24 protein-coding genes are annotated in these 26,524 nt (G+C 69.5%); 7 read left to right on the top strand and 17 right to left on the bottom strand.

Annotated features, from left to right (window positions below; genetic code table 11):
- Nucleotides 1-34: 34 nt before the first annotated feature.
- Nucleotides 35-1,654 carry a sigma-54-dependent Fis family transcriptional regulator gene (locus tag DMP23_RS07535; RefSeq protein ID WP_240691294.1) on the top strand — a complete coding sequence of 540 codons (1,620 nt, stop codon included), beginning with the start codon at nucleotides 35-37 and terminating at the stop codon, nucleotides 1,652-1,654.
- Here the strand turns inward: DMP23_RS07535 and DMP23_RS07530 are convergent.
- The 3 genes from DMP23_RS07530 to DMP23_RS07520 form a co-directional block, all read right to left on the bottom strand.
- Complete coding sequence (locus DMP23_RS07530; RefSeq protein ID WP_337820577.1) at nucleotides 1,651-2,610, bottom strand: AraC family transcriptional regulator; 960 nt, start codon at nucleotides 2,608-2,610, stop codon at nucleotides 1,651-1,653. The genes DMP23_RS07535 and DMP23_RS07530 overlap by 4 nt on opposite strands.
- A 35-nt stretch (nucleotides 2,611-2,645) precedes the next feature.
- Nucleotides 2,646-3,539 carry an SDR family NAD(P)-dependent oxidoreductase gene (locus tag DMP23_RS07525; protein WP_337820576.1) on the bottom strand — a complete coding sequence of 298 codons (894 nt, stop codon included), beginning with the start codon at nucleotides 3,537-3,539 and terminating at the stop codon, nucleotides 2,646-2,648.
- Nucleotides 3,540-3,624: 85 nt separating this feature from the next.
- Nucleotides 3,625-5,034: a pyridoxal phosphate-dependent decarboxylase family protein gene (locus tag DMP23_RS07520; protein ID WP_337820575.1), complete on the bottom strand. Its 1,410-nt coding sequence runs from the start codon at nucleotides 5,032-5,034 to the stop codon at nucleotides 3,625-3,627.
- 108 nt (nucleotides 5,035-5,142) lie between these two features.
- Between DMP23_RS07520 and DMP23_RS07515 the strand changes: the two genes are divergently transcribed.
- Entirely contained in the window at nucleotides 5,143-5,595 is a 453-nt protein-coding gene (locus tag DMP23_RS07515; RefSeq protein ID WP_337820574.1) for an Lrp/AsnC family transcriptional regulator, read from the top strand.
- A gap of 183 nt (nucleotides 5,596-5,778) precedes the next feature.
- Here the strand turns inward: DMP23_RS07515 and DMP23_RS07510 are convergent, their stop codons facing one another.
- A complete protein-coding gene (locus tag DMP23_RS07510) occupies nucleotides 5,779-7,353 on the bottom strand; it encodes a PucR family transcriptional regulator (protein ID WP_337820573.1) in 1,575 nt (524 codons plus the stop codon).
- 92 nt (nucleotides 7,354-7,445) lie between these two features.
- Between DMP23_RS07510 and DMP23_RS07505 the strand changes: the two genes are divergently transcribed.
- A complete protein-coding gene (locus DMP23_RS07505) occupies nucleotides 7,446-8,300 on the top strand; it encodes a hypothetical protein (protein WP_337820572.1) in 855 nt (284 codons plus the stop codon).
- Nucleotides 8,297-9,406, top strand: a complete 1,110-nt coding sequence (gene menC, locus DMP23_RS07500) for an o-succinylbenzoate synthase (protein WP_337820571.1) — start codon at nucleotides 8,297-8,299, stop codon at nucleotides 9,404-9,406. Before DMP23_RS07505 ends, menC begins: the two co-directional genes overlap by 4 nt.
- A 343-nt stretch (nucleotides 9,407-9,749) precedes the next feature.
- Here the strand turns inward: menC and DMP23_RS07495 are convergent, their stop codons facing one another.
- The 6 genes from DMP23_RS07495 to DMP23_RS07470 all read right to left on the bottom strand — a co-directional run bounded on the left by DMP23_RS07495 (nucleotide 9,750) and on the right by DMP23_RS07470 (nucleotide 15,644).
- Nucleotides 9,750-10,235: a hypothetical protein gene (locus tag DMP23_RS07495; protein ID WP_337820570.1), complete on the bottom strand. Its 486-nt coding sequence runs from the start codon at nucleotides 10,233-10,235 to the stop codon at nucleotides 9,750-9,752.
- Nucleotides 10,232-11,260 (bottom strand): DNA polymerase III subunit beta family protein, encoded by a 1,029-nt coding sequence (locus tag DMP23_RS07490; protein ID WP_337820569.1) that lies wholly within the window; start codon nucleotides 11,258-11,260, stop codon nucleotides 10,232-10,234. Before DMP23_RS07490 ends, DMP23_RS07495 begins: the two co-directional genes overlap by 4 nt.
- Before the next feature lie 240 nt (nucleotides 11,261-11,500).
- On the bottom strand, nucleotides 11,501-12,931 hold the full coding sequence (locus tag DMP23_RS07485; RefSeq protein WP_337820568.1) for a pyridoxal phosphate-dependent decarboxylase family protein: 1,431 nt from the start codon (nucleotides 12,929-12,931) through the stop codon (nucleotides 11,501-11,503).
- Between the two features lie 122 nt (nucleotides 12,932-13,053).
- Entirely contained in the window at nucleotides 13,054-13,893 is an 840-nt protein-coding gene (locus DMP23_RS07480) for a hypothetical protein (protein ID WP_337820567.1), read from the bottom strand.
- Nucleotides 13,894-13,911: 18 nt separating this feature from the next.
- Entirely contained in the window at nucleotides 13,912-14,550 is a 639-nt protein-coding gene (locus DMP23_RS07475) for a CatB-related O-acetyltransferase (protein WP_443111335.1), read from the bottom strand.
- 464 nt (nucleotides 14,551-15,014) lie between these two features.
- The gene (locus tag DMP23_RS07470; protein WP_337820565.1) at nucleotides 15,015-15,644 is read right to left on the bottom strand and encodes a DUF5701 family protein; all 630 of its coding nucleotides are present in this window, start codon (nucleotides 15,642-15,644) and stop codon (nucleotides 15,015-15,017) included.
- 96 nt (nucleotides 15,645-15,740) lie between these two features.
- Between DMP23_RS07470 and DMP23_RS07465 the strand changes: the two genes are divergently transcribed.
- Nucleotides 15,741-16,367: a TetR/AcrR family transcriptional regulator gene (locus tag DMP23_RS07465; protein WP_337820564.1), complete on the top strand. Its 627-nt coding sequence runs from the start codon at nucleotides 15,741-15,743 to the stop codon at nucleotides 16,365-16,367.
- 138 nt (nucleotides 16,368-16,505) lie between these two features.
- Entirely contained in the window at nucleotides 16,506-18,032 is a 1,527-nt protein-coding gene (locus tag DMP23_RS07460) for an MFS transporter (protein WP_337820563.1), read from the top strand.
- Nucleotides 18,033-18,127: 95 nt separating this feature from the next.
- Here DMP23_RS07460 and DMP23_RS07455 read toward each other — a convergent pair whose 3' ends face one another.
- On the bottom strand, nucleotides 18,128-18,973 hold the full coding sequence (locus DMP23_RS07455; protein ID WP_337820562.1) for an SAM-dependent methyltransferase: 846 nt from the start codon (nucleotides 18,971-18,973) through the stop codon (nucleotides 18,128-18,130).
- An 84-nt stretch (nucleotides 18,974-19,057) separates the two neighbouring features.
- Nucleotides 19,058-20,203 carry a pyridoxal phosphate-dependent aminotransferase gene (locus DMP23_RS07450; protein WP_337820561.1) on the bottom strand — a complete coding sequence of 382 codons (1,146 nt, stop codon included), beginning with the start codon at nucleotides 20,201-20,203 and terminating at the stop codon, nucleotides 19,058-19,060.
- A gap of 108 nt (nucleotides 20,204-20,311) precedes the next feature.
- Here DMP23_RS07450 and DMP23_RS07445 point away from each other — a divergent pair, with 108 nt between their 5' ends.
- Nucleotides 20,312-21,070, top strand: a complete 759-nt coding sequence (locus DMP23_RS07445; protein ID WP_037817858.1) for a GntR family transcriptional regulator — start codon at nucleotides 20,312-20,314, stop codon at nucleotides 21,068-21,070.
- 42 nt (nucleotides 21,071-21,112) lie between these two features.
- Here the strand turns inward: DMP23_RS07445 and DMP23_RS07440 are convergent, their stop codons facing one another.
- The 5 genes from DMP23_RS07440 to DMP23_RS07420 all read right to left on the bottom strand — a co-directional run bounded on the left by DMP23_RS07440 (nucleotide 21,113) and on the right by DMP23_RS07420 (nucleotide 26,513).
- Nucleotides 21,113-22,600 carry a CoA-acylating methylmalonate-semialdehyde dehydrogenase gene (locus DMP23_RS07440; RefSeq protein ID WP_337820560.1) on the bottom strand — a complete coding sequence of 496 codons (1,488 nt, stop codon included), beginning with the start codon at nucleotides 22,598-22,600 and terminating at the stop codon, nucleotides 21,113-21,115.
- An 85-nt stretch (nucleotides 22,601-22,685) separates the two neighbouring features.
- The gene (locus tag DMP23_RS07435) at nucleotides 22,686-23,480 is read right to left on the bottom strand and encodes an SDR family oxidoreductase (RefSeq protein WP_238604699.1); all 795 of its coding nucleotides are present in this window, start codon (nucleotides 23,478-23,480) and stop codon (nucleotides 22,686-22,688) included.
- Nucleotides 23,477-24,640: a glycine C-acetyltransferase gene (locus tag DMP23_RS07430; RefSeq protein ID WP_337820559.1), complete on the bottom strand. Its 1,164-nt coding sequence runs from the start codon at nucleotides 24,638-24,640 to the stop codon at nucleotides 23,477-23,479. Before DMP23_RS07430 ends, DMP23_RS07435 begins: the two co-directional genes overlap by 4 nt.
- Entirely contained in the window at nucleotides 24,637-25,188 is a 552-nt protein-coding gene (locus DMP23_RS07425; protein ID WP_337820558.1) for a cysteine hydrolase family protein, read from the bottom strand. The genes DMP23_RS07430 and DMP23_RS07425 overlap by 4 nt, the downstream gene beginning before the upstream one ends.
- Entirely contained in the window at nucleotides 25,185-26,513 is a 1,329-nt protein-coding gene (locus tag DMP23_RS07420) for an MFS transporter (RefSeq protein WP_337820557.1), read from the bottom strand. The genes DMP23_RS07425 and DMP23_RS07420 overlap by 4 nt, the downstream gene beginning before the upstream one ends.
- Nucleotides 26,514-26,524: the final 11 nt, after the last annotated feature.

Genomic DNA, 26,524 nt, shown 5'->3' with positions numbered 1-26,524 from the left:
CGTCACCAACGAAGGTGGAGATCGCGTGAGCTCGATGACGTCCTCGCGCAGCGTGGTGCTGCGGGAACCGATCGCCCAGTCCTGGCGGCGCGCCTCGCTCGCCGGTGTGCGCCCCGAAACCGCGCTGCTCGACCTGCGGTTCGACGAGGTCGACCCGGCCAGCAGGCTCCTGTCGGCGGCCGCGCCGGTGCTGGAGGACCTCGACGAGCGTCTCGCCGGGACCGCGATGTCCACTGTGCTCGTCGACCACGACGGCAGGCTCGTGCACCGCTGGAGCGCCGACCGCGCCGTCGAAGACTGCCTGGACCAGCTGGGCATCGGTGTCGGCACCTGCCTGCTGGAGGACGAGGTCGGGACCACCGGCCCGGGCACCGCGCTGGAAACCCGGTCGAGCATCGTGGTGCACGGGGAGGAGCACTACGCCGAGGCGCTGCGCGGGTTCAGCTGTTACGGGCACCCGATTTTCCACCCGGTCACGCGCAGGCTGGAGGGCGCGCTCGACATCACGCTGCTGGCCGCCGAGGCGAATCCGCTGCTCGCGCCGCTGGTCGCGAAGGCGGTGGAGGAGATCGAACGGCAGCTGCTGGAAGGCAGCCGGGTGTCGGAGCGGTCGCTGCTCGCCGCGTTCCAGTCGGCGTCCCGCCCGACCCGGCCGGTGGTCGCGATCGGCCCGGACCTGTTGCTGTGCAACCAAGCCGCCGCGGACCTGCTGGAAGGCGCGGACGTCGCGCTGCTGTGGAACCTGGCGGGCGAGGCGGCCGGACCGTCCGAAATGGAGACCGAACTGCGCTCCGGCCAGCGCGCCAGGGTCCGGGCCGAACCGGTGCCCGGCGCCCGGGGCGGGATGCTGGTCGAGATCCGCCCGCTGAGCCCGTCCGAGGCCCGGCGGACGCGCCGCCGTGGTGCTGTCGCGCCCGGTCCGGTGGCCGGGCACGTGCACATCTCGGGCCCGCCTGGGACCGGCCGCACCACCGAGGCGCGGCTGCGCGTGCCCGAGGAACCGTGCACCACGTTGACCGGCTCGGAAGCCGTGCTCGGCGGATCCGCAGCCTGGGCCGCGAGGTTCACCGCCGCCGTCGAGACCGGCTCGGGCAGCATTTGCGTGGACGGCGCGGATCTCTTGCCCGCTGAACTGGTCGATCTCGTCGCGCGGCATGCCGCCCGCGGTGTCGGCCCGCACCTCGTGCTGACGACCGGCCCGCGCGAGGGGCTGACCGGTCCGGAGCGGGCGCTGATCGCGTCGTGCGGGGAGAACGTCGAACTGCTGCCGCTGGCGCACCGGCCGGACTTTCCCGAGGTCGCGGCCCGGATGCTGGCCGAACTCGGGGCCGCGCGCACGCACAACATCACGCCGGGCGCGCTGCGCATCCTCGGCTCGTACGACTGGCCGGGGAATCTGCCTGAATTGCGCGGCGTGCTGAGCCAGGCGATCCGCAAACGGTCGGTGGGCGCGATCGGCCCGGGGGATCTGCCGCCCGCGCTGGTGGCGGACGCTTCGGGGCACGAGCTGGCTCCGATCGAACGGGCGGAACGGAACGCGATCGTCGCGGCTTTGCGGTCAGCCGGCGGGAACAAGGTGCGGGCGGCGAGCACGCTGGGGATTTCGCGGACGACGTTGTACGCGCGGATGCGGGCGTTGAAGGTGCCGGGTTAGCGGAAGTCTCCGGGCGATCGCCCGGTCCACCGGCGAAACGCTCGCCGGAAGGCGCTGGCTTCGGAGAAACCCATTCGCTGCGCCAGTTTCTCGATGGGTTCGTCGCCGCGGCCGAGACTGGCGATCGCGGCGTCCCGGCGGACCGCGTCCCGGATTTCGCTGATGGACGTTTTCTCCGCGCGCAACAACCGCCGCAGGTGCTGGGCGCTGATCCCGAGCCGTCCGGCGATGTCGTCCGGCGCGGTAACGCCTTGCTCGACGACGGCGCGGACCCGGTCGGTGTGGGCCGAGCCGTAGTCGCGGGTGGCGAGCCAGACGTCCGGCTGGTCTTCCAGGAACGCGGCCAGTTCGGCTTCGCCGCGGATCACCGGGGCGGACAGGAGTTCCCGGTCGAAGACGAGGACCAGCGAGTCCGCGTCGAACCGCGGATGGCGGCCGAAAACCGCCTCGTAGTGCGGCGCGTGGTCCGGTTCCGGCCACGGCAGCCGAAGTTCGCGCAGGGCGATGCGCTGTCCGGTGAGCCAGCTCAGCAGCCGGTGGACGACGATGGCGACCAGTTCCGCCGCGACGTGCTCCGGGTCGTCGAGCCCTCGGACGTCGATGTCCACCTCGACCAGCGGATCTGCCGCCCGAACCGCCACCGCGGGCATCCCGGGCAGTACCTCGGCGGCTTCTTCCAGGCGACGCAGCGCGGTGCGCAGGTCGGGGGCGGGGGCGACCGATCGGACCACCAGCCGGAACAGTCCACGCGGGGCTCGCGGGCCGAGAGCGAAGAGTTCGTCGTCGGTCTGAAGCCACAGCTCGCGGGTGAGTTCCGAGACCTGCTGGCGGGTGACGCCGGTGCGGTCCGGCCGGATCCCGAGGCGGTGCAGCAGCGCGGGGACGTCGAGGTTCCGGCGTTCGCCGATCCGCGCCAGCCGCCGGGCCAAAGTGTCCAGAACCGCCGGGTCGTCCACGGTTCAAGGCTAGCGGGCGGTTAACAGGCGATTTTCTACCCGATCGGGTGACGGGGCTCGGTCGTGAACCGCGCGCCGAGCAGCCGTTCGGTCTCCGTCCACAGCCACGCGCCCAGCTCCGGATCCCGGCTCGTCGGCACCGGCTGCTGCACCTCCGCGGCGGCGCTGCGATGCGGACCGAGGTACTCGCCGCCGCGCAGGCCCGGCGAAGCGACCGCGGCCACGACCGGTCGAGCCGCCTGATCCTTCCCCAGCACGATCCCTCGGGCCGCCGCACGCAGCACCCGCGCACCGGGCCGTCCCGGCGTGAGCGCGTCGATCGCCGAGCCGGGGTGGACCACAATCGACTGCGCTGAGATCTCAACCAGCCGCCGCTGGGATTCGAAGCCGAAGATCTCCACCGCGTGCTTGGACATCGCGTACGCGACCCGCGCCCGGTAATCCCTTTCGGACAGCCAATTCTCGCGGTCGAACGGGATCTTGCGGGTCAGCGCGCTCCCGAGACTGACCACTCGCCGGACCGCGGGCAGCGCGCGGCGCAGCAGTTCCGCGTGCGCGAGATGGTTGATCCCGACGATCTCCTCCACGCCGAACGCCCCGATCCGGTGCGCTGGTCCCGGACTGAACGCTCCGGCGACGACACCCGCGTTCAGCACGAGCGCGTCCAGCCGCGGCAACGCGCCGAGCCGGTCGCCGGCCCGGCCGATCGACGTGCGGTCGGCGAGATCCAGCGGGACGAACTCGTGCAGTTGCGGGTCGGGGAGCGCGGAAACCGCCGCGCGGCCCCGGGTTTCCGACCGCCCGAGCACCAGCACTCGCGCGCCCAGTTCGGCGAGCTGCGCGGCAGCGAAGAAACCGATCCCGGAGGTGGCCCCGGTGATCGCGACGACCTGGCCGTCGATCCGTTCGGGTTGAGCTATTTTCGACACAGCCGCGACGTTAGGTTCGCCGCTGGTGTCCGCACCAGGACCGGGGTTCGCAGGTTTCGGGACCGTTCCGCGCATTCCACGCTCGTCACGGCCGTCCGGCGAGCGCGGCCAGCCGGTCGGCGATGCGGTCGATGTCGGCTTCGGTGGTGCGGTAGTTCGCGACGCACGCGCGGATCGCAGTCTGCCCGCGCAGCCGCGCCGGGCCCAGCAGTGCAGTGCCTTCGTCGGCGAGTTGGGCCAGCAGTTCCGGGTATTCATCGTCGCGACGGCCATCGATACGCACGCAGACGGCGGTCAGCGCGACCGGGTTCAGCAGATCCAAGCCGGGTTCGGCGGCGACGCGTTCCCCGAGCCGCGCAGCCAGCCGCAGACAGCGTTCGGCGGCTTCGCGGAAGGCGTCCACGCCGAACGTCCGCAGTGCGGCCCACACCTTCAATGCCTTGAAACTACGGGAAAGCTGCGGGCCGTAGTCCATGAAGTCGAGCATCAGGTCGTCCTCGGAGACGGTGAGATACGACGACGAGAACGCGAAGGCCGTCCGCAGTTTCGCAGCGTCTTTCACCACTAGCGCCCCGGCTTCGAGCGGCGTGAACAGCATCTTGTGCGGATCCAGCGCGATGGAATCCGCGCGGGACAGCGGGGCGAACGTTTCCCGCGCGGAGTCGGCGAGGACGAACAGCGCACCGTACGCGCCGTCTACGTGCAGCCAAAGGTTTTCTCGCTCGCACAGGTCAGCGATGGGTCCGATCGGATCGATCGAGCCGCTGGTGACCGTGCCAGCGGTGGCGACGACGCAGAACGGCTCGAGCCCAGCGGCCCGGTCCGCGGCGATCGCGTCGGCGAGGAGGTCGACTCGCAGCCGGAATTCGTCGTCAGTCGGGATGTGCCGGACGTGGTCCAGTCCGATGCCGAGAGTGGCGGCAGCCTTGTCCACGCACCGGTGCGCCTCCTCCGAGGTGTACAACACCAGCGGCGGAGCACCGGATTGCAGGCCGCGCTCGCGGAAATCCGGCCGGCGGTCGGTGAGGGCGGTGGTGATCGCGTCCTTGGTCGCGCCGGAACCGCCGTTGGTGAGAATGCCGCCCGCGCTGGGGCCGAGGTGGAAAAGACCGGCGAGCCACTGCACCACCGACCGTTCGACAACGCTCGCCGCGGGGGAGAGTTGCCAGAAGTTGCAGTTTTGGTTGAGCACCGCGGAAATCGCGTCCGCGTACGGCGCGATCCCGTTGGGCGGCCCCTGCACGTAAGCGAGGAACCGCGGGTGCGCGATGGTGGTCGAGTTGGGCACGATGCGGTCGCGGAGGTCGGCGAAAAACCCTTCCACGCCAATGCCTTCCGCGGGAAACGGCTCGGCAAGAAGCTTCGCCAGAGTGTCGCGGTCGACGTCCGGCAGGATCGGCCTCGTGGGCAGGGATTCCTCGTAGCTGTCGACGAACCGGGCCAGTGCGTCGGCGGCTTGCGCGCGTTCCGCGGGGGAGAGGACGAGAGGGTGCACGGTGCTGCCTTCCGGGAGATCGAGTGCCGGAATCGACGGTAGTGCGGACGGCGAGGCAGCCGATGCTGAATATTGCGTTTTCTGGCGGTCTGATTAGCATCCTGTGCCATGGATAAGACCGATCACGCAATCGTCCGCCAGTTGATGGCCGACGGACGGCTACCGAACAACGAACTCGCCGATCGCGTCGGGCTGTCCCCGTCGCCGTGCCTCCGCCGGGTCCGCGCCCTCGAAGCGGCCGGGGTGATCACCGGGTACAACGCGTCAGTCGACCCAGCCGCGCTCGGCCGCGGACTCGGAGTGCTGCTGCATGTCGAGATGGCGGATCAGCGCAGCGAGGTCATCGAGGCTTTCGAGAACACCGCTCTGGGGCTGGACGACGTGGTGTCGTGTCGCCGGATGTTCGGCGCTCCGGACTATCTAATGCAGATCGCGGTGCCTGATATGGCAGCGTATGAGCAGCTGTATATGACTGAGTTGACGCGGATGCCGGGCGTGGCAAGGACGAATTCGCAGTTCGCGATGAAGACAGTGAAGACGACGCCAGGTCATCATTGGTGATCCGCGGCCGACGCCGACCGCTCGGGCGCTGCTTTGGCGACCGCCACAATGCCCGGCCCGAATCTCTGGGCTCTCGTCCAGGGCTGCCGCGATCCGGCCGGAACCGGGCCGTGGCAGGAGACCGCCGTCCACCTCATCGCCGCGACCCGAGCCGTCCGCCGTCGGTGAGCGGCGGGAAGTCGTTCACCAGCCGAGCTGGTCTCCGAGCCGCAACCGCAGCCACAGCACCAGCCTCTCGTCCGGATCCGCCAGATCGAACCCGAAGATCTCCTCCGCCCGCGAAAGCCGGTACCGGATCGTGTTCGGGTGCACCGACAACCGCGCCGACGCGGCCGCGATGTCGCCGTTCGTGTCGAGGTAAGCGAGGATCGTCGGCGCGTACGTCGTCCCGTGCTCGACGTCGTGCGCCCGCACCGCCGGGCCCAAACGCCGCGTCAAAGACGTGTCACCGGCCAGCAACTGCGCCAGAACGGACAACGTCGCCCCGGCCCACACCTCCTTGATGGCCGCCACCTGGCACGGTTCCGGCGAGGTGCGCTGTTCCGCCAGCGTCCGCAGGACGAGGTCCGCGTCGGCCCGCGAGGAAGCGATCGACCGGAGCCCGGGGACCGTCGACCCTAGCCCGGCCTGCACCGGCATCCGCAGCGCGCCGTGGGCTCGGCGGGCGATGTCTGCGACCAGTTCGCGGTGCGCGGGGCCCTTGGGGAGCAGCGCGTAGACCGTTCCGTCGATCAGCGCGCAGCCGTGCCTGCCGTAGTGCGCCTCGCAGTGCAGGCTCACCAAATCGGCTAGCCGCGTTGCCGCGTGGGCAGCCAGGACGTCTTCCGGATCGGCGACGGTGAACGCGGCGACCGCGACGGGCGCGTCCGGGTCCAAACCGAGCTGCGGGGCGACGGCGGTGACGCTGCTCGGGTCGGCGAGCAGGCGTTGCAGCAGATCAGCGCGCCGCCGGCGGACCACGTCGACCGCGGTGCGCGCGGCCAGCAGGTGCAGTGCGGCGATCTCGGCGGCGTCGAACAGGGCTTGCTCGGCGGTCTCGTCGAGGCTGTCCTCGGCGTCGACCACCCAGATCGACCCAAGCATCTCGCTGCCCGCCCGCACCGCGACGCCGAGCCGGGGCAGCCCGCCCGGCAGCGACGGGAACCGGCAGGTCCGCCGTGTCCGCGCGAGTTCGCGGTACTGGTCGTCGTAGAACACCGGCCCCTCCGGCACCTGCAGGCCGAGGATGCCCTGGCGGCGGCCGTCGTCGATGGGCTGGCCGGGCAGCGTCGAATACGCCAGGATCCGCCGGTTGGGGTCCTCGATCGCGGTCGCCCCGCCGACCATCCCGGCGATCGCGTTGGCCAGCGCGAACAGATCGCCGGCCGCGGGTGCGCCGGGCGTGCGCACGGCGGGCGCGAGCGCCGAGGAGATCATCGCTTCGAGGTGGTGCCACGGCACGGCCTCGTCGGCGGCGAGCAGCACCACCCCGGCGTCCTGCGCGGCGTCCGAAAGCTCGGTGAGGGGTTCGCCGAAGCTTTTCACCACCAGCGCCGCATATCCCACCGCCGCGTTGATGAGATCTTTCGCCTCGGCCGGATCCACCCCGACCGCGAGCAGGATCGTGTCCTGCCCCGGCGGCGCACCGCCGCGGCGCTCGTGGATGAGCACGCCGGACACCGGCACCGGCCGGTCCGGCAGCGGGGTGACCGGCCGCAGCAGCGAAGCGCCGAGCGCGGCGAGGACCTGCCCGAGATCGGGCGCCACCGGATCGAGCATCGTCACCTCTTTAGCCAGACGCACAAAACATCCGCGGAATCTCTGGTCCAGCACTGCACGCACCCGGACGATCCGGCCGCGAGGCTGTCAGCATGCACGTTCCACCAGGCGCACCAGCGACCGTACTCCCTCCGGCCCCGGACACAGCCGTCTCGACCGCCCTGCGCGCCGCGAACCGGGCGGGCGTCCGGATCCGGCTCGCCGACGACGTCCGGACGCTCGAAGCGGTGTCGCGGTTCCTCGCCCAGGTCTGGCAGACGCCGGAATCCCACGCCCCGTTCGGCGCGGACGCGTTGCGCGCCGTCGTCCACGCGGGCGGCGCGGTGCATTACGCGGCGGACGACGACGGCATTGTCGCCGCCTCCGGCCTGATTTTCTGTCCGCCGGTGACCCGCGCGGTCTACTCGCTGATCGCCGCCGCGCGCGCGAGCGACCGCGGAGTGGGCTTCGCGCTGAAGCAGGCGCAGCGGGTGTGGGCGCTCGATCAGGGCGCGGAAACCATGGTCTGGACCTTCGATCCGCTGGTGAGCCGCAACGCGCATTTCAACCTGGCGAAACTCGGCGCACGCGGAACCGAGTACACAGTGGACTTCTACGGCCAGATCGAAGACGGCGTCAACGGCGCGGACGAAACCGACCGCTTCACCGCGGTGTGGCCGCTGCGGGACCCGAATCCAGCCCAGCTTCCGGGTCCGGACTTGACCACTGTGGACGTCGACTCGCGCCGCGCCCCCGACGGTGAACCGTTCCTGGCCCGCGACGGTTCCGGGTATTGGTGCCGGGTCCCGTCCGACATCGTGGGCCTCCGCCGGTTGAACGCGCGCCTCGGCGCGGAGTGGCGCTACGCGATCCGCGACGTGCTCGTCCCATTGTTCGCCGACGGCTACACAGCCACCGGGTTCAGCCGGTCCGGGTGGTACCACCTGACCGAAGGGGAGCGGGCGTGAAAATCGAACGGATCGATCTGATCGAAGTCAGCCTTCCGCTCGTCCGTCCATTTCGGACTTCGTGCTCGGTGGACACCGAACGCAACACCCTCCTGCTGCACGTGGTGACCGACGTCAGCGAGGGCTGGGCAGAATTCGGCGGCGACCCGGAACCGGTGTACAGCCCGGAGTTCGCCGCCGGAGCCGAACGGATCCTGCGCGACCATCTCGTCCCCCGCGTCACCGCCTTGCCGCAGCTGACCGCCGCCCGGGTCGCGGGTGCGATGGCTCCCGTCAAGGGAAACCCGCTGGCGAAAGCCCTGCTCGAAACCGCCATCCTCGACGCGGAATGCCGTGCCTACGCGATGCCGTTGTCGACCTACCTTGGTGGCGTGCGCGACCGGATCCCGGCCGGAGTTTCCGTCGGAATCACCGACACCGTACCGGAATTGATCGACACCGTCGCCGGTTATCTGGCCGAGGGATACGTCCGGATCAAGCTGAAGATCGAACCCGGCTGGGACCTAGAACCAGTCCGCGCCGTCCGCGCCGAGTTCGGCCCAGACCTGCTGCTACAGGCCGACGCGAACACCGCCTACTCCCTGTCCGACGCCGACCATCTGCGCCGCCTGGACGAGTTCAGCCTGGTCCAGCTAGAACAACCACTCGCCGCGGACGACCTCGGCGGGCACGTCGAACTCGCGAAACTCCTGCGGACCCCGATCTGCCTGGACGAGTCGATCTGCTCCGCCCGCGACGCCGCGTTCGCGATCCGGTTGGGAGCGTGCCGGATCATCAACATCAAACCCAGCCGCGTCGGCGGATACCTCGAAGCACGACGAATCCACGACGTGTGTGCCGCACACGGAATCCCGGTGTGGTGCGGCGGAATGCTGGAAACCGGCATCGGCCGTGCGCAGAACCTCGCCCTAGCCGCACTGCCGGGTTTCGTGCTGCCGAATGATATCTCAGCGTCGAGCCGTTACTATGCCACAGATCTCACCGCGCCGTTCGAGCTAGAAGACGGTTGCCTGTCCATTCCAGACGGCCCGGGCGGCGGCGTCGCTGTCGATCCGCTCGCCCTGCGCAAGCACACCGTCGCTTCGCAAACCCTCTTCGCGGGCTGACGATTCCAGCAGAAGGAGACGACATGCGAGCTTGGACCGCAACCTTGGCGGTCGCACCCACAGCATCTACTGCCGCGTGCTCCGCCAAACCATCCAATTCCGCAAGATCACCAACCGGCGACTGCTGCAGCGAAACCACCAGCGGCCACGACTTCCGCAGCGCGGTAACGGAAGACGGAAGCGCTCGGTGTTCATCGACCCGGCGGACTATTCGACAGCCTAGTCAGACCGGATGGACGCCATCGTGGGGCGTACTGGTCTGCGACCTCCACTAAACGTCCGGGCGGTTGCGGCGTCCCCAGCGCGGCAACCGCCCGGACCCATCCGACGAGCCTTGTCCCGCCTATCCGACCCCCGGTGCCGTAGCGCGTCGTTCGGTGGATCGGCGCTCAATCGCTTCCGCGACGCCGTCGATCGCCTGGCGGATCATCGCACCATATCCGTCGTCTGCCAGCGCGTCCTGACATGCTCGCGCTGCGGCGAGCTGTTCCGCCGCTGCGGGGAATGAGCCCAGGCGGCGGAAGTTGTCGGCCAAGTTCAGGTGCAGTGACGGGTAGAAGCCCGCGATCCGGAGCCCGGCGTCGTGGGCTTGGACGTGCTCGTCGGTGACCGTCGCGGCGGCGTCCAGGGCTCTGACATCCCAGACCAGTGCCTCTGCCGGGTCAGCGAACAGATCTGCTTGGTAGTGCGCGAGAACGCAGCGGTAGAACGGATCGCCGCCCGGGCCGAGTTCGTCCCACAGTTCCTGCAGACGCGCTCGCGCTACGTCCGGCGCGCCCGCTCGGCCTTGCGTGACCGCGGCGGTGATCTCGGCCATCGTGTCCGTCATTCGGCAGTTCCTTTCACTGGCATGGCAAGGGTGGTCAGGTCGCCGTCGTCGGCAGAGCGCACGACGACTGGCAGGTGCGGGCCCGCGACGTCCAGCATCACGTCCGGGCCGACGGCGGTGCTGATCGCCGGGTGCAGCGTGCTCACGGCGAACGAGAGCGAGATCGGCGGGCCGGTGACGTCTGCGGGGATTGCTTCGGTGCCGACTGTGACGGCGGTGGTGGAGAGGTCCAACTGGATCTGCGGGGTGTATTGGCGCTCTAGACATGCCACGAGCGCGTTGCGAGATATCACTGTCCGCGTAAGGACTTCTGGCAGTGACGCGAGCATCAGGCGGTAGCCGGGGAAGTCGTCGGTGAGCGTGCGGCATGTTCGTACGGCGTCGCCCTGGAAGGAGATCTCGTTGGCGTGGAGGCTCAGGTGGAGTTCGTGTTGCCGGCGCGTCCACGGCATTGCCAGCCGCAGGTCGTCGGCGTCGACGGTCGCGGTCCAGGTGGAGGGGCTTGGTTCGGCTGGGACGAGGGTGCGGGTCGAGAGGCGGTACCGGTCGGTGGCCGTGAGCACGATCGCCTCTGGGGAGACCTCGAGGTGCACGCCATTCAGCACGGGGAGGTCCTGCGTCGTCGCGGTCAGCACCTGCTCGACGGCGGCGGTGAACACCGGGCCGGTGAGCCGGACCGACGGTGCCGGTGCCGGGGTGCCCAGCGTCGCCTTTACCGCCGCGGCGGTTTCGCGGGCCTGGTGTACCTGAGATACCAACCCGGCGACGTGGTCGTCGATGATCCGCGACGCTTCTGCCGGGTCGGCGGTGAGGACCGCGCTGACTCGCTCCAGCGGCAGGCCGATCTCCCGCAACCGCCGGACAAGCAGCGCGGCCGAGACCTGGCCGGGGGAGTAGTAGCGGTAGCCGGATTCCTCGTCGACCCGGATCGGGCGCACGAGTCCGGAATCGGCGTAGAAGCGCAGCGCGCTGGCGGTGAGGCCGCAGCGGCGGGCGAACGCTCCGATGGTCAGCAGGTCGGGCACCCGCCCATCATCGGGGTTCAAGCAGCTTGAAGGTCAACCGCAGCACGGTGACCACGGGATCGTGCTAGTGCAGACGGGTGACTGGCCCGATCGAGGAGGCGGCGCTGTCCGGTGGGCGCGGTTACTCGGTCTGGCTGCTCGGCGACCAGCCAGCACAGTCAGAGGGGGATGCCTGGCCGGATCGGCGTAGCCCTGGAGGGCTTCCTTCGGCCTCCTTCAGCACGGTGGCGCCGACCGCGCTCAGACCCGGTCCAGAAGCTCGCGCAGCCGCACGATGTCCTCGGTTCGCGTGCGCCAGCTGATGACGCACACCCGCAACGCCGGTCGTCCCGCGACGCGGACTGGGCTCACCCACGCGGAGCCGGTGGCGTTGACCCGGTCCGCGAGGTCGCTGTGCCACTGCCAGGATTCCGCCGGATCGGCGGGTGCGTCCGCGCGCGTCACGCACACGATCGGCAGCGGCGTGTCGTTGATGGCGAGCCAACCCGCGCCCGTGAGCTGATCCCGCAATTCCTGCCCGAGCGCCGCGTCGTGTTCGATCTGGGCGCCGTAGCCGGAAACTCCGTATGCCAGCAGACTCAGCCACAGCTTCAGTCCGATGAACCGCCGCGACCATTGATTGCTCGTCGCGTACGGGTCGGCAGTGTCGTCGACTTGGCCCGGCATATACGAGGTCGACACGGTGAACGACGAGCTCAGCTCGGCTCGGTCGCGGGTGAAGAACATCCCCGCGCCCATCGGCACTGACAGCCACTTATGCGCGTCGACGGTGATCGTGTCCGCGCGTTCGATGCCGGTCAGCACGCCGCGCAGCCGATCCGACAGGCAGACGGCTCCGCCCCATGCCGCGTCTACATGGAACCGCAGCCCGGCGTCGTGTGCGAGATCGGCGATGCGCGGCAACGGGTCGAGCATTCCGGCTCCGGTGGTCCCGGCCGTGGCGACGATGAGGAACGGCGCCTTGCCGTCCCGCCGGTCTTCGGCGAGCAAGGCTTCGAGCGCGGCGACATCCATCCGGCCGCTTGCGTCGGACGGCACCAGCCGGCACGCGTCGCGGCCGAGACCGGCGGCGTGGGCGATTTTCAGCCAGGCCAGATGGGAATCCGCACCGGCGTAGAACACTGGCGCGGCGTCGAGGGCACGCAAGCCGCCGGTGCTGTACTCGGGAAACGCGTGGGTGAGCGCGGTCAGCACCGCGGTCGCGTTGGCCTCCGCGCCGCCGCTCGTGAAGTGGCCGCCCGCGGTGGCCGGGAGGCCGAGCCGCGCGGAGAACAGGTCGATGCACCGCTGTTCCGCCTCGACCGCGAACGGTGCGTGGCTCCACGCAGCGAGCTGCGGATTCACCGCCGCGGTGATGAGATCTCCGGTGACTGCTGCCCAGGTCGCGGACGGGTTGAACAGCCCGAAATACCCCGGATGATCGGTGTGCACGGTCCAGCGATCGAGCGCGGCGAGCACCTCCGGGACGGCCTGCTCAAGGTCTTCCGGCTTCTCGAGCGGGTACTTGTCGAGCCAGGCGCGGATCTCCGTGGCGTCGGCGGTCACCGGGCTCGCCGGGTGCTCCGGCCGCGTGCGCCACCCCTCGACCAGCTGATCTACGACACCGTGCAGCAGCTTCGCCGCCGATTCCGCGTCCGTCGCCACCCCGCCGCGGTCCTGCTCGCTCGTCATCAGCCCTCTCCCCAGATTGTGCTAGCACGTAACAGGTTCTGTACTAGCTTGAGACGAGGCTAAGTGGCCTCGAACGGCGCCGCAAGGAAGTAAATCCGGCCATTGCTGGCCCGATTCGTGCGCTAGGCCAGGGTGAGTGCGTCGTCGATGGTGGCGTCCAGGAACGCGAGCGTGTCGCGTCGCCGGGCCAAGGGATTCCGATAGCTGCGCCGTCCTTCCGCACCACCGGTGCGCAGGCTCAAGCTTTCGGCGATGATGCGCTGCCATCGCGGGTCGAATTGCCTTGCCGCATAACGCCCTGCGCCAGTTTTGGAGGTCAGCTCCCCGGTGGCGACCAGATGGTGCAGACGGCTCACGCCGAGCACCGCCCACACCGGGAACAGCGGGCTCACCCCGAGCGCGAGCGACAACGCACTGGTGCGCCGGTTCTTCTCCCACCACGGCCGCCAGTAGCTGCTCAGATTGTCGACAGTGAACGCACGCAAGGCGTCCTGATCCGCGCATACGTCCACATCGGACGGTTGCGGTCCGCGCAGCGCGATCCCGCGCCTGGCGAGTTCGCAGAACGTCACCGGGTTGAGACCGTCTCGTCCCGCCTCGGTGAACCGGCTTTCCTGTGCGCACGGAACGTCCGGGCAGTCGTCGGGCCCGGCGGCGAGATCGGCCCAGGTGAGCACGGAGCCGTCGAAATGCGGTTTCGGAAACCGGGCGACTGTTGTGGCATGAGCCTGCGCCAGCTCTGAGATCTCAACCCGATCCGGACGTCGATCAGTGACCGCGACGAAATCGATGTCGCTGGCCGTGCTCAGCCGTCCGCGCCCGGCGCCGCGGGCGTGGAAGTCGCCGAAGCAGACCGAACCGACCAGGTAAAAACCGGTCACCAGCCCGGGTGCGGCTAGGTCCACTGTGGACAGGAACAGTGTGGTGCTTCGGCGGACTTCCTCAGGTATCTCACTCGGCACGCCTGCCACGTTACCGAGTTACGCGAGTTCGGCGGCGGCCCTCGCCAGGCCGTCGACGCTGCCGGACATGACCGTGCGGACATGCTTGGTGAGGTGGTCCAACGGCCAATCCCACCACGCGATCGCCAGCAGTCGTTCGACATCCTCGTCGCGGTACCGGCGGCGGATCAGCTTGGCCGGGTTGCCGCCGACGATGCCGTAGTCGGGCACGTCGTCGACCACGACCGCCCCGGACGCGACGATCGCGCCGTGCCCGATGCGGACGCCCGGCATGACCATCGCCCGGTAGCCGAGCCAGACGTCGTTGCCCAGCACCGTGTCGCCGCGTCCGGGCAGGCCGGTGATGGCGTCGAAGTGCTCGGCCCAGTCGCCGCCCATGATCGGGAACGGGAACGTCGACGGCCCGTCCGTCCGGTGGTTCGCGCCGTTCATGATGAACCGCACGCCCTCGCCGAGCGCGCAGTACTTGCCGATCACGAGCTTCTCCGGCCCGTAGTGGTACAGCACGTTGCGAGTCTCGAAGGCGGTCGGCTCGTCCGGGTCGTCGTAGTAGGAGAACTCGCCGACGTCAATCAGCGGCGACGTGACCAGCGGTTTCAGCAGCACCACTCGCGGCTGCTCGGGCATGGGGTGCAGGACGTTCGGATCGGGGGAAATGGGTTCTCTCCTCGCGGTGACAGGTTCAGCCGCGGGTTCAACGGCGGACGGTGGCGGGTTCGGCGGTGGGCGGAGGGTTCGGCGGCGGACGGTGAGGGGCTCGGCAGTGGGGGCGGCGGGCGGTGGGCGGTGACAGGTTCGGCGGAGGGGTTAGCGGCGAACGGCGACGGGTTCGGCGGTGGGCTGGCTTAGCTGCGAGCAGCGGCGGATTCATCGGCAGACGGTGGCAGGTTCGGCAGCGCGCGGTGACGGGTTCGGCGGCGGACGGTGAGGGGCTCGGCGGTGGGCGGCGGGTTAGGCGTGGGCGGTGACAGGCTCGGCAGAGGTCGGCGGGTTCAGCGGCGAACAGCGGTAAGTTCGGCGGTGGACGGGTGGGTTCAGCGGCGGACGGTGACAGGCTCGGCGGAGGGTTGAGCGGCGAACAGCGGCGGGTTCAGCGGAAGGCTCGGCAACGAACAACGGATTCAGCAACGCGCGGCAGCAGACCCGAAACCCAGCCACGTGTGCCGGTTGCCCCACCAGCACCAGCCGACCTTGGGGGCGTTGCGGCGTTCGCTGCCGTCGCGGCCGGTGCCGTTGCTGATCCACAGTGCCGGCGTGCGGGCGTCGAACTTGCCGTTCTCCTTGCGCAGCCGGGAGCCGATGGTCATGAAGCAATGGTTGCGCTCGAGCGCCGACGGCTGCTGCAGCACCCACTGAATCCCCTCGGTGAGCAGCAGCGGACTGCGCCCAGCCTTGGTGATCGCGGGCAGGGCTTCCTCGGGGCTCCAGTTGGCCATCTCGTCGCCGCGGTCGAGGCCGGTGACGAGGTACAGCGGCGCGTCGGGCAGGTCGATGTCACGCGGCGCGAACTGGTCGACGTCCGGCATGTCCGTGACGACGAATCCGGCCTTTCCTTCGCGCCGGAGCAGCGGCGAGAGCGCCGACGCGGGTGCCCGGTCCGGGTGGACCGCCAGCAGCGCGCCGTCGGCGGCGTGGTGCTCCGCGGCGAAAGCACGCAGGTCGTCGGCGGAAAGCTGGGCGATCTCGGGCACTCCCAGCGCGATGAGGTGGTCTGCCTGGTCCGCGAGCGACGGGAGGGCAGCGATCGACAAGTGGGTCTCCTTCGGGCTATATTTACGTCGGTAGTAAAAGTATGCCGAGTCTCCATCTGGCTGTCAAGGTAAAGTTACGTCGGAGGTAAGTTTTCGATGGATGTGGGCCTGCGGGAAGCCAAGAAGCAGGAGACGCGCCAGCTGATCTCCGACCACGCGACGCGGCTGTTCCTGGAGCAGGGCTTCGAGGAGACGACGATCGCCCAGGTCGCGGCGGCCGCGCGGGTCGCGAAGAAGACGGTGACCAACTACTTCGCCCGCAAGGAAGACCTGGTCCTCGACCATCAGGACGAGTTCGTCGCGACCCTGGCGGCGGCGGTGTGGGCGCGCGAACCGGGGGAGTCGGCGCTCGCGGCGCTGCGGCGGGCGTTCGAGGCGGCGGTCGCGGCGAAGGACCCGGTCGTCGGGTTCGCCGGGCTGGAGTTCAGCCGGATGATCGCCGAGAGCCCGACACTGTCCGCCTGCCTGCGCGGCCTGCACGAACAGCGGGAACGGGCGCTGGCTCAGGCCCTGGCCGACGCGGTCGGCAGCCCCCGGACGGACATCACCGTCCGCACGGCAGCCGCGGTGCTGGGGGCGGTGCATCACAGCCTGTTCCAGCGGATCGAGGAGCTGACGCTGGCCGGACGGGCCGCCGACGAGGTCGCGGAGACGGTCGCGGCGGAGGCGGCGCGGGCGTTTGACCTGCTGGAACCTGCGCTGGGGGACTACGCGGTGGCCTGATCCGGGGAGCCTCCGCAGGCGGTGTTCGAGCAGCCGCCTCCCCGCCGTTCGAAGAAGTTTTCCCGGCGATGTCGATCCGCGCGCACCCCGATCGTCGCTTCAGTGAGACGACCGGAAAGACACGCAGGGGAGACAGAAATGAGCGCCGGACGACGCGAGTGGCTGGGCCTGGCAGTACTGGCCTTGCCGACCGTGCTGTTGTCGCTGGACATGAGCGTGCTGCACCTCGCGGTTCCGCACCTCGCCGCCGATCTGCGGCCTTCCAGCACGCAATTGCTGTGGATCATCGACATCTACGGCTTCATGATCGCCGGATTCCTCGTCACGATGGGCACGCTCGGCGACCGGATCGGCAGGCGGAAGCTGCTGACGATCGGCGGCGGCGCGTTCGGGCTCGCGTCGGTCGCGGCGGCGTTCTCGACCACTCCGGAGATGCTGATCGCGGCGCGGGCCGTGCTCGGGATCGCCGGGGCGACGCTCATGCCGTCGACGCTCGCGTTGATCAGCAACATGTTCCCGAATCCCAAACAGCGCGGCACCGCGATCGCGGTGTGGATGAGCTGTTTCATGGGCGGCATGGTGGTCGGCCCGGTCGCGGGCGGGTTCCTGCTGGAGCATTTCCGCTGGGGTTCGGTGTTCCTGATGGGCGTGCCGGTGATGGTCCTGCTGCTCGCGACCGCGCCGAAGCTGCTTCCCGAGTACCGCGACAACGCCGCCGGGCGCCTCGACCTCGCCAGCGTCGCCCTGTCGCTCGCCGCGATCCTGCCGGTCATCTACGCGCTCAAGGAAATCGCCAAGAACGGCTTGTCCCTGACCGAAATCGTCGTGCTCGTCGCGGGGCTCGCGGTCGGCGTGGTGTTCGTCCGGCGGCAGCGGCGGCTCGAGCATCCGCTGCTGGACCTGCAGTTGTTCCGGGTGCGCGCGTTCAGTGCGGCGGTGGCGATCATGCTCGTCGGCGCGGTCACCATGGGCGGGGTGTTCATGCTGGTCAGCCAGTATCTGCAGATGGTCGCCGGGCTGAGCACGGTCGACGCCGGGCTGCTGCTGGTTCCGCAGGCGCTCGCGGTGGTCGCCGGGTCGATGATCGCGCCGCGGCTGGCGCGCAGGTTCCGGCCGGAATTCGTGCTGGGCTTCGGAATGCTGATCGCGGCGGGCGGAATCCTGTTGTTCACGCTCGCCAATGGGGCAGGCGGGGTGGCTTTCGTGGTGCTGGGCATGTCGGTTGCCAGCTTCGGCATGGGGCCGCAGGGCGTGCTGTGCACCGAAATGGTGGTCGGCTCGGTCCCGCCGCAGCGGGCCGGCGCGGCTTCGGCGATGTCGGAGACCAGCACGGAATTCGGGATCGCCATGGGGATCGCGGTGTTCGGCAGCGTCGCGACGGCGGTGTACCGAGACCAGATCGCGGTCCCGGCCCACGTGCCCGCCGCGGCGGCCGCCCAGGCGACCGACAGCATGGCCGGTGCGATGGAGGCGTCGGCGACGCTGCCCGGTGCGACCGGCGAACAGCTGCTGGCCACGGCACGGGACGCGTTCAGCTCGGGGCTGCACACGGTCGCCGGGATCGGGGCGGCGATCGTGGTGGTGTTCGCGGTGGTGGGGATGGTCGCGCTGCGGCGTTCGCCGGCGGCTGCGAAGGCGGCGGAACCGGTGCCGGTCGCGTCGTAACCTGTTGTGCGGTCAGGGTTTCCCTGTGACAAGAGGGCCGGTGGTCCAGCCGAGCGTTCAGCCCGGCCGGACCACCGGCCCGCAGTCGTAAGATCTCAGGGTTTCCGCGCGACCCCGACCGCCACGATCCGCTGGGCGACCGTCGGCTCGCTGAGCAGCGGACCGTCCGGCCACCATTCGACCACCGGCACGATTTCCGCGGGCTTGTTCGGCCCGCTCGGGATCAGCTCCATGCCGTGGAACAGTTCCTTGATCTCGTCGCGGGTGCGGGACGAGACGTCCTTCATCGACCCGTTGTGGATCGATTCGATGATGCCCTGCACCGCTTCGTCGTCCTCGGACCCGTCGTGCGGGTCGAGCAGGTGCGAGATCGCCACGTACGAACCGGACGGGAGCCGGTCGATGAATTCCTTCGTCACCTTCGCCGGGACCTCGCGGTCGCCGGTCTGGTGGTGCAGGGCGAGCAGGAACAGCACCGCGATCGGCTGGTTCCAGTCGAGGTGCTCGGTGACCGTCGGGTGGTCGAGAATGCTCGGCGGGTCGAAGAAATCCGCCTGGATGTATTCGGTGAATTCGTTCTCGTCGAGCAGCGCCCGCCCGTGGCTGGCCACCACCGGGTCGTAGTCGACGTAGACGACCTTCGCGCCCGAATCCCCGCGCTGGACGATCTGGTGCACGTTTTCCGAGGTCGGCATGCCGGAACCGCAGTCGATGTACTGGCGGATGCCGGCGTGGAAGGCGAGGAACCGGCAGATCCGGGTCAGCAGGTGCCGGTTGACCCGCGCGGTTTCCGCGACGTCCGGCATCACCCGGGCGATTTCCCTGGCGACCTGGCGGTCGATCTCGTAATTGTCTTTCCCGCCCAGCAGATAGTCGTACACGCGGGCGGCGCTCGACTGGTTCGGGTTGACCCCCGGCGGTGCGTTGACAGCGTCGGTCACGACGCGTACCTCCCGCGTGTTGACACGGTGATAGATGCCACACCGAGAGTAGCGGACTTCGGGGACGCCGCGAAACCGGTGCGGCTAAGACTCCAGCAGGGCTCGTTTCAGCGCGCTGACCAGCTCTTCCAGCACGGGTTCCGGCGCGCCGAAGGTGAGCCGGACGTGCGTGTCCGGAGCGTGCAGGTCGGCGCCGCGGATCGCGGTGACTCCGTTGCGCAGCAAGGCTCGGTCGATGTCTTCCGGGGTAGCGCCGAGCCGGCCGCAATCGGCGAGCAGGAACGCGCCGCCGCCGGGGCGCACTGGTGCGGGGAGCCCGCTGGCCGCGATGCCCTCGCACACGAGGTCGCGCTTCCGCTGGTACGTCACGAGTTCGCGGTCGAGCCACTCGCGCGGTCCGGTGAGGGCGGCGGCCGCCGCGTGCTGTGCGACCGCGCCGCAGCAGACGGCTTCCCATTGCAGGCGGCGTTCCATCGCGTCGACGATTTCCGGCGGGGCCAGCACGTAGCCGATCCGCCAGGTCGTCAGCGCGTAGTACTTGCTGAGGCTGGTGACGGTGATCAGGTGCGGCCATTCCCCGGCCGCTCCCTCGATCGGATGGTGTTCGTTCCGGTCATAGGCGAAGTGCCGCCACGAATCGTCGGAGATCACGACAAGGCCGTGGCGGGCGGCGAGGCCGACCACCGCGGCGATGGTTGCGGCATCGGGGAGGTAGCCGGTGGGATTGACCGGATTGCACAGGAGAATGGCGCGGCTGCGCGGGGTGACCGCGGCGGCCATGCGGTCGAGATCGAAGGTCCAGTCCTCTCGGGAGGGGACGTACGCGGGCACGGCGCCGGATTCGCGGATCGCCCCGTCGAAGAAGTACGCCGGGGTCGGCACGATCACCTCGTCGCCCGGCTCGAGGACGGTGCGCAGCACAAGGGAAAGCCCGTGCTGCGCGCCGTGTGTCACCAGCAGCCTTCGTTCGGGATCGATGCCGGGACCGAGTTCCGCGGCGATGGCCGACCGGAGTTCGGGAAGGCCCCGGCTGTCGCGCGGGTCGGGTTTGTCCATCGCCAGCCGGACGGCCTCGCGGACGTGTTCGGGCATCGGCAGGACCGGGGCTCCCACGAGCGGGAGCATCCGGACGCCGGTGCGGCGGGCCCGGTCGCGAGCGCTCAGCGCGCCCAGCGCCGGGACATCGCGAGAGGCGGGGAGAGCCCAGGAGGTCGAACTGCTTCGCGGCATACGACCAGCTTCGCACATTGAGATATCAGTATCAACGGTAGATATCTCTGGAGGTCTCTGAAGATGTACCCGTGCCATATCAACCAGCAATACTGGTATTCTGAGTGGGTGTCCGACATCCACGACGTTCTCACCGGCACGCCGCACATCCCCGCGCTGCTGCTGGTCGGCCAGGACGAATCCGGCCTCGACCGGACCAGCCAGGCGTACCGGGCGATCCGCCGGCAGATCATCGATCTGACGCTGCGTCCCGGCAGCAGTTTCACCGAGACCTCGCTCGCGCAGCAGTGGCAGATCAGCAAGACGCCGGTGCGCGAGGCGCTGGCCCGGCTGCGCCGAGACGGTTTGGTCAGCGCGCTTCCGCGCGCGGGCTACCTCGTCAGCTCGATCACGTTGCAGGACACCGACGATCTGTGCGGCCTGCGTACGCTGCTGGCCGCCGAGGCGGCTGCCGAAGCGGCCCGCAACGGTATCTCGGTGCCCGCGATCGAGCGGCTCGAAGTGCTGTCGAAAATCGCGTCGGACTACGTCCCGGGCGAGACGGCGCTCGACGACTGGCTGCCGGTCGGGATCGAATTCGAGGCCATCATGGCCCACTTCAGCGGCAACAGCCGGCTCGTCAAATCGCTCGTCGACGTCCTCGACGAACTGGAACGGGTGCTGCGGATGGTGTTGATGATCGCTCCGGACGTCGCGAGCCCGCCGGGTGAACTGCACGCGATTTTCGAGAGCCTGCGCGACCGCGACGCGGAGGGTGCGCGCTTCTCGATGCGGGCCCGGTGCGAGCGGGTGCGCCGTGACGTGCTCCAAGTGCTGACCAAGAGCACTTCGGTCAGCAGGGCGAACATCGAAATACCGCTGAATTGACCGGTGCGGTCCGGGGAGCACGGTCTCCCCGGACCGCACCGCTCAGACCGCGGTCGGGAAGTGCAGGCTCGCCTCCTCGGGCGCCTCCGGCCAGCGGCTGGTCACCGCCTTGGCGCGGGTGTAGAAGGCGACGCCTTCGGGGCCGTGCATGTGGTGCGCGCCGAACAGGGACTGTTTCCAGCCGCCGAACGAGTAGAACGCCATCGGCACCGGGATCGGGACGTTCACGCCGATCATCCCGACCTGCACCGACCGCTGGAACTGCCGCGCCGCCCGGCCGCTGCCGGTGAAAATCGCGGTGCCGTTGGCCCAGTCGCTCGCGTTGATCAGGTCGATCGCCTCGGTCAGCGAATCGACGCGCACGACCACGAGCACCGGGCCGAAGATCTCGTCGCGGTAGACGCTCATCTCAGGGGTGACGCCGTCGAAAAGCGTTGGCCCGACGAAGAATCCGCTGTCCTCGACGGTGATATCTCTCCCGTCGACGACGAGTTCGGCACCCGCCGCGACCCCGGCGTCGAGGTAGCCCCGGACGCGCTCGAGTGCTTCCGGCGACACGACAGGTCCCATCTCAGACCCTGGTGCCAGCCCCGGACCGACCTTGATCGCACGGGCCTTTTCGCCGATCAGCTTGACCAGCGGCTCGGCCACGTCACCGACCGCGACGGCCACCGAAATCGCCATGCACCGCTGGCCCGCAGATCCGTACGCGGCGGAAACCAGGTGCTCGGCCGCGTTTTCGAGATCGGCGTCGGGCAGGACGACGGCGTGGTTCTTCGCGCCGCCGAGCGCCTGCACGAGCTTGCCGTTTGCGGTCGCGCGCTCGTGCACGTACCGCGCGATCGGGGTCGAGCCGACGAACGACACCGCGGCGACGTCCGGATGGTCCAGCAACGCGTCCACCGCGACCTTGTCGCCGTGCACGACGTTGAAGACGCCGTCGGGCAAACCGGCCTCGGCGTAGAGTTCGGCGACGAAGTTGGCCGCGGAAGGGTCGCGTTCGGACGGTTTGAGCACGAACGTATTGCCGGTCGCGATGGCGATCGGATGCATCCACATCGGGACCATGGCGGGAAAGTTGAACGGCGTGATGCCCGCGCACACGCCGAGCGGCTGCCGGAAGGAAAACAGGTCGACGCCGGTCGAGACCTGGTCGGAGTACTCGCCTTTGAGCAGCTGCGGGATTCCGCAGGCGAAATCGATCACCTCCAGGCCGCGGACGAGTTCACCCTTCGCGTCCTCGAAAACCTTGCCGTGTTCGGCGGAAACGATCCGTGCCAGGTCGTCGAGGCGGCTTTCGACCAGCGTGCGGAACGCGAACATGAGCCGCGCCCGGCGCATGACCGAGGTGTCGGCCCAGTCCGGCGCCGCGATGCGCGCGGCTCGCACCGCGGCGTTGACGTCGGCCGGCTCGGCGAGCAGGACGTCGGCTTGGCGCTCGCCGGTCGCCGGGTTCCACACCGGCGCGGTCCGGGTCGAATGACCGGTGGTTTCCCGGCCGCCGATGCGGTGTCGGATGGTGGGGTGCACGAGGGAACTCGCCTTCTGGTCAGGGTTTCGGGCAGCACCGGACCCCGGTGCTGTGCTCTGGCAAGGGTTTTCGCCGAGGTGAAGGTCAGACGATGAGGTCGCCGCCGTTGATGTCGATCGCGGCGCCGGTGATGTAGGCCGCTCGGTCGGACGCGAGGAACGCGACGAGTTCCGCGACCTCCCAGGGCATCCCGGCGCGCGGCACCGGGAACGAGCGGGTGGCTTCGCCGAGCGCGGCGGCGGAAAGCAGACCGCGGACCATCGGGGTGTCGATCAGGCCGGGACAGACGGCGTTGACCGTGATCCCGTCCGGCCCGTAGTTCTTCGCGAGATGCCGGGTGAGGCCGAGGACGCCGTGCTTGGCCGTCGTGTAGTGCGCGCCGCCCGCGGTGCTGATCGTTTTTCCCGCGGTGGAGGAGAAATTGACGATCCGGCCCCAGCCGCCGGCTCGCATCGCGGGCAGCGCGCGTTGGCAGCACAGGAACGTGCCGTGCACGCTGACCGCGAGCACCCGATTCCACTCGGCCTCGGTGATATCTTCAAACGCTGTCGGTGGCGCGATACCCGCCGCATTGACGAGGATGTCGAGCCGGGTTTGTTCGGCCAGCACCGCGTCGAACGCACGGCCGACCCGAGCGGCATCCGTGACGTCCACCGCGATCGACCGGATCCGCTCCGCCGGAACCGCCAGCGTCGCCGCCAGTTCCTCGGCGGCTGGCGCGGCGGGGTCGAATACCGTGACGGTCGCGCCCCGGCTGGCCAGCGCGTGCACTGTGGCCAGGCCCATACCGCTCGCGCCGCCGGTCACGATCGCGACCCGTCCGGCGAGTTCCCGGCTGTCCGTGCTGGTAGGAGCGCGGAGATCCTCGACGGCGGTCATGCGGCCGCCAGCAGACCGCGGACCCGGCCGAAAGCCGCGGCCGCCTGTTCGAGGTGCTCCCGCGTGTGCGAGGCCGAGACCTGCACGCGGATCCGCTCTTCACCCGCCGGGACGACCGGGTGCGAGAGCGCGAAGACAAGGACGCCTTCCCGTCGCAGTGCCGCTGCCATATCAACGGCGAGCGTTCCGCCTCGCAGCATCACCGGGACGATCGGATGTTCGCCGGGCAGCACCTCGTACCCGAGATCCCGCAAGGCGCTGCGCAGCCAGGAAGTGTTGGCGGCCAGGCGTTCCCGCAGTTCTGGGCGGTGAATAGCGAGCCGGATCGCAGTCAGTGCGGCGGCCGCGAGCGGAGGCGCCATCGCGTTGGTGAAGACGTACGGCCGCGAAACCTGGCGCAGGGTTTCGGTGACCGCGCGCGGCCCGGCGACGAAGCCTCCGGCCGCGCCGCCGAGTGCCTTGCCGAGTGTTCCGGTGACGAGGTCGACCTCGCCGACCAGGCCGAAGTGCTCGGCAGTGCCGCCGCCGAGCACCCCGGTGGCGTGCGAATCGTCGACCAGCAGCACCGCGTCGTACCGTCGCGCCAACTCGGCGAGCCGGGGGAGCGCGGCGAGGTCGCCGTCCATGCTGAACACGCCGTCGGTCACGATCAGCCGGTGCCGTGCCTCCGTGCTCTCGGTGAGATATCGCTCCAGCTCGTTGAGATCCGAGTGGGCGTAGACGCGCCGCTGGGCCTGCGACAGCCGGATGCCGTCGATCAGGCTGGCATGGTTGAGCGCGTCGCTGAAGATCACGTCGTCCGGGCCGAGCAGGGCGGCGAAGACACCGAGGTTCGCGTCGAAGCACGAGCCGTACAACACGGCGTCCTCGGTGCCGACCAGCTCGGCGATGGCCGTCTCGAGTGCACTGTGGACACTTCGGGTACCGCAGAGCACTCGGCCGGCGGCCACGCCGAGTCCTTGATCGCGCATCGCTTCCCGGGCCGCGGCGAGGACTTCCGGGGATCCGGCGAGTCCGAGATAGTCGTTCGAAGCGAGATTGACCAGGGTCTCGCCGTCCAAGCTCAACGTCGGTCCCTGCGCACCGGAGACCACTAGGTCGTGCCGAGGCGGGCGGCCCTCGAGTTCGGTGCGGAGCCGGTCGAGCAACGCCGTGTTCACGCGGTGTCTCCGATCCATTCGGCGCAGGACACGACCTCGAATCCTCGGCTGGGAAAGACTGTGTCCAGCAAGAAGTCGTTGACGGCCGGATCGCTGTCGGCGCATCCGTCGCGCAGCACGGTCACCGGGTAACCGCGATCCGCCGCGTCGTAGCACGTGGCGGTGACCATCGCGCTGGTCGCCACCCCGGCGACCGCCAGGTCACGGACGCCCCGAGCGCGGAGCACGAGGTCGAGGTCGGTGCCCGCGAACGCGCTGGCGCGGCGCTTCAGGACGACGACGTCCTCTTCGGACACCGGCAACGCCAGTTCGGTGCCCGGCGAGCCTTCGTGGAACGCGTCGCCGGCGTCGAAGAACGACCGGTAGAGCGCGCCGTCGGGCAGGTCGGTCCCGTTGTCCCGCATGGCGAAGTGCACGAAGACGACGAGCGCCCCGGCTTTCCGGGCGCGCGGCAGCAGCCCGGTGAGCGGTGCCACGACCTGGCGGGCGAACGGGTAGCCGTCCGTGATGCCCCGCTGGATGTCGCCGACGATCAGTGCAGTGGTCATGAAAGGTTCCCGTCCAGTCGTTCCATCCGCCGCCCCGTGGTGAGCAGGGCGGCCAGTCCTGCCGTCATGATGATCGCGATCGCCAGCAGCGCATAGGTGAAACTGCCGGTCGCCGACGCGACCGCGCCGGTGAAGTACGGCCCGATGAACCCGCTGAGATTGCTGACCGAGTTGATGAGCGCGATCCCGGACGCGGCGGCCGCGCCGGTCAGCCCGATCGCCGGGATCCGCCAGAACTGCGGCATCGCGGTGAGAATCCCGGAAACGCTCAGGCAGACCGCGATGACGAACAGCGTGCCGCTGCTGGTGAACGTCGCCAGCAACAATCCGACAATACCGAGCGCCATTGGTATGGCAGTGGCCGTCACTGCAGTACGCCGGGCCGCGAAACGAGCCCATACCAGCAGCGCCAGCAATGCCACCGCGTACGGAATCGCGGACAACAGCACGCTGCTGACATCTCCCGCGCCGCCGATGCTGTGCGTGATGGACCGCAGCATCGTCGGCAGGAAGAACTGGAGCGGGTAGAGCCCGAACGCGATGGCGAACCAGGTCACGGCCATGATCCAGACCCGGCGGCTGGTCAGTGCCTCGCGCAGGCCGGAAAGCGCGCCGTGGGCCCGGTGTTCCTCGGCTTCCGCGGCCAGCGTCGCCTCGATCGCGGCCTTCTCGTCGTCGTCGAGCCAGCGCGCGGTCGCGGGGCGGTCGGGAAGGAAGACGAAGACCAGGATGCTGACCACCACCGTCAGCAGGCCCTCGACCAGGAACAGCGAGCGCCAGCCCGCGATGCCGAACAGTTGCTGGCCCCATTCGAGCAGCGCGGCGGCCAGCGGCGAGCCGATGATCGAGGACACCGGTGTCATCAGGAAGAACGCCGACAACGCCCAGGAACGCTGGCGGCGCGGGAACCACAACGTCAGGTAGAGCAGGATCCCGGCGGCGAGCCCGGCCTCGGCGAACCCGAGCAGCAGCCGGGCCAGGTACAGCGTCGCGGCCGAGTTCACCGCCGAGGTGGCCGCGGTGACCAGGCCCCAGGTGATCATGATGCGCGCGATCCATTTGCGCGCGCCGAACCGCCGCAGCGCCAGGTTGCTCGGCACCTCGACCAGGATGTAGCCGATGAAGAACAGTCCGGCGGCGAGCCCGATCTGGCCGGTGCTCAAGTGCAGGTCGCGGGACATCGGGGCGGCGAGGTAGCCGACGTTGGCGCGGTCGATGTAGCTCGCCACGTAGGCGAGGCCGACCAGCGGGATGATCCGGATGCCCGCTTTCCGCCAGGTGCGCGGAGCGACGGTGCTCCGGCCGGCGGCGACATGGGAACTCATGGCGAAGTCCG

The sequence above is a fragment of the Amycolatopsis sp. A1MSW2902 genome, from assembly GCF_017312175.1.
Lineage (GTDB): Bacteria > Actinomycetota > Actinomycetes > Mycobacteriales > Pseudonocardiaceae > Amycolatopsis > Amycolatopsis nivea.
Note: the sequence above shows the minus strand (reverse complement) of the source record. Positions and strands in the feature narration are given on the sequence as shown.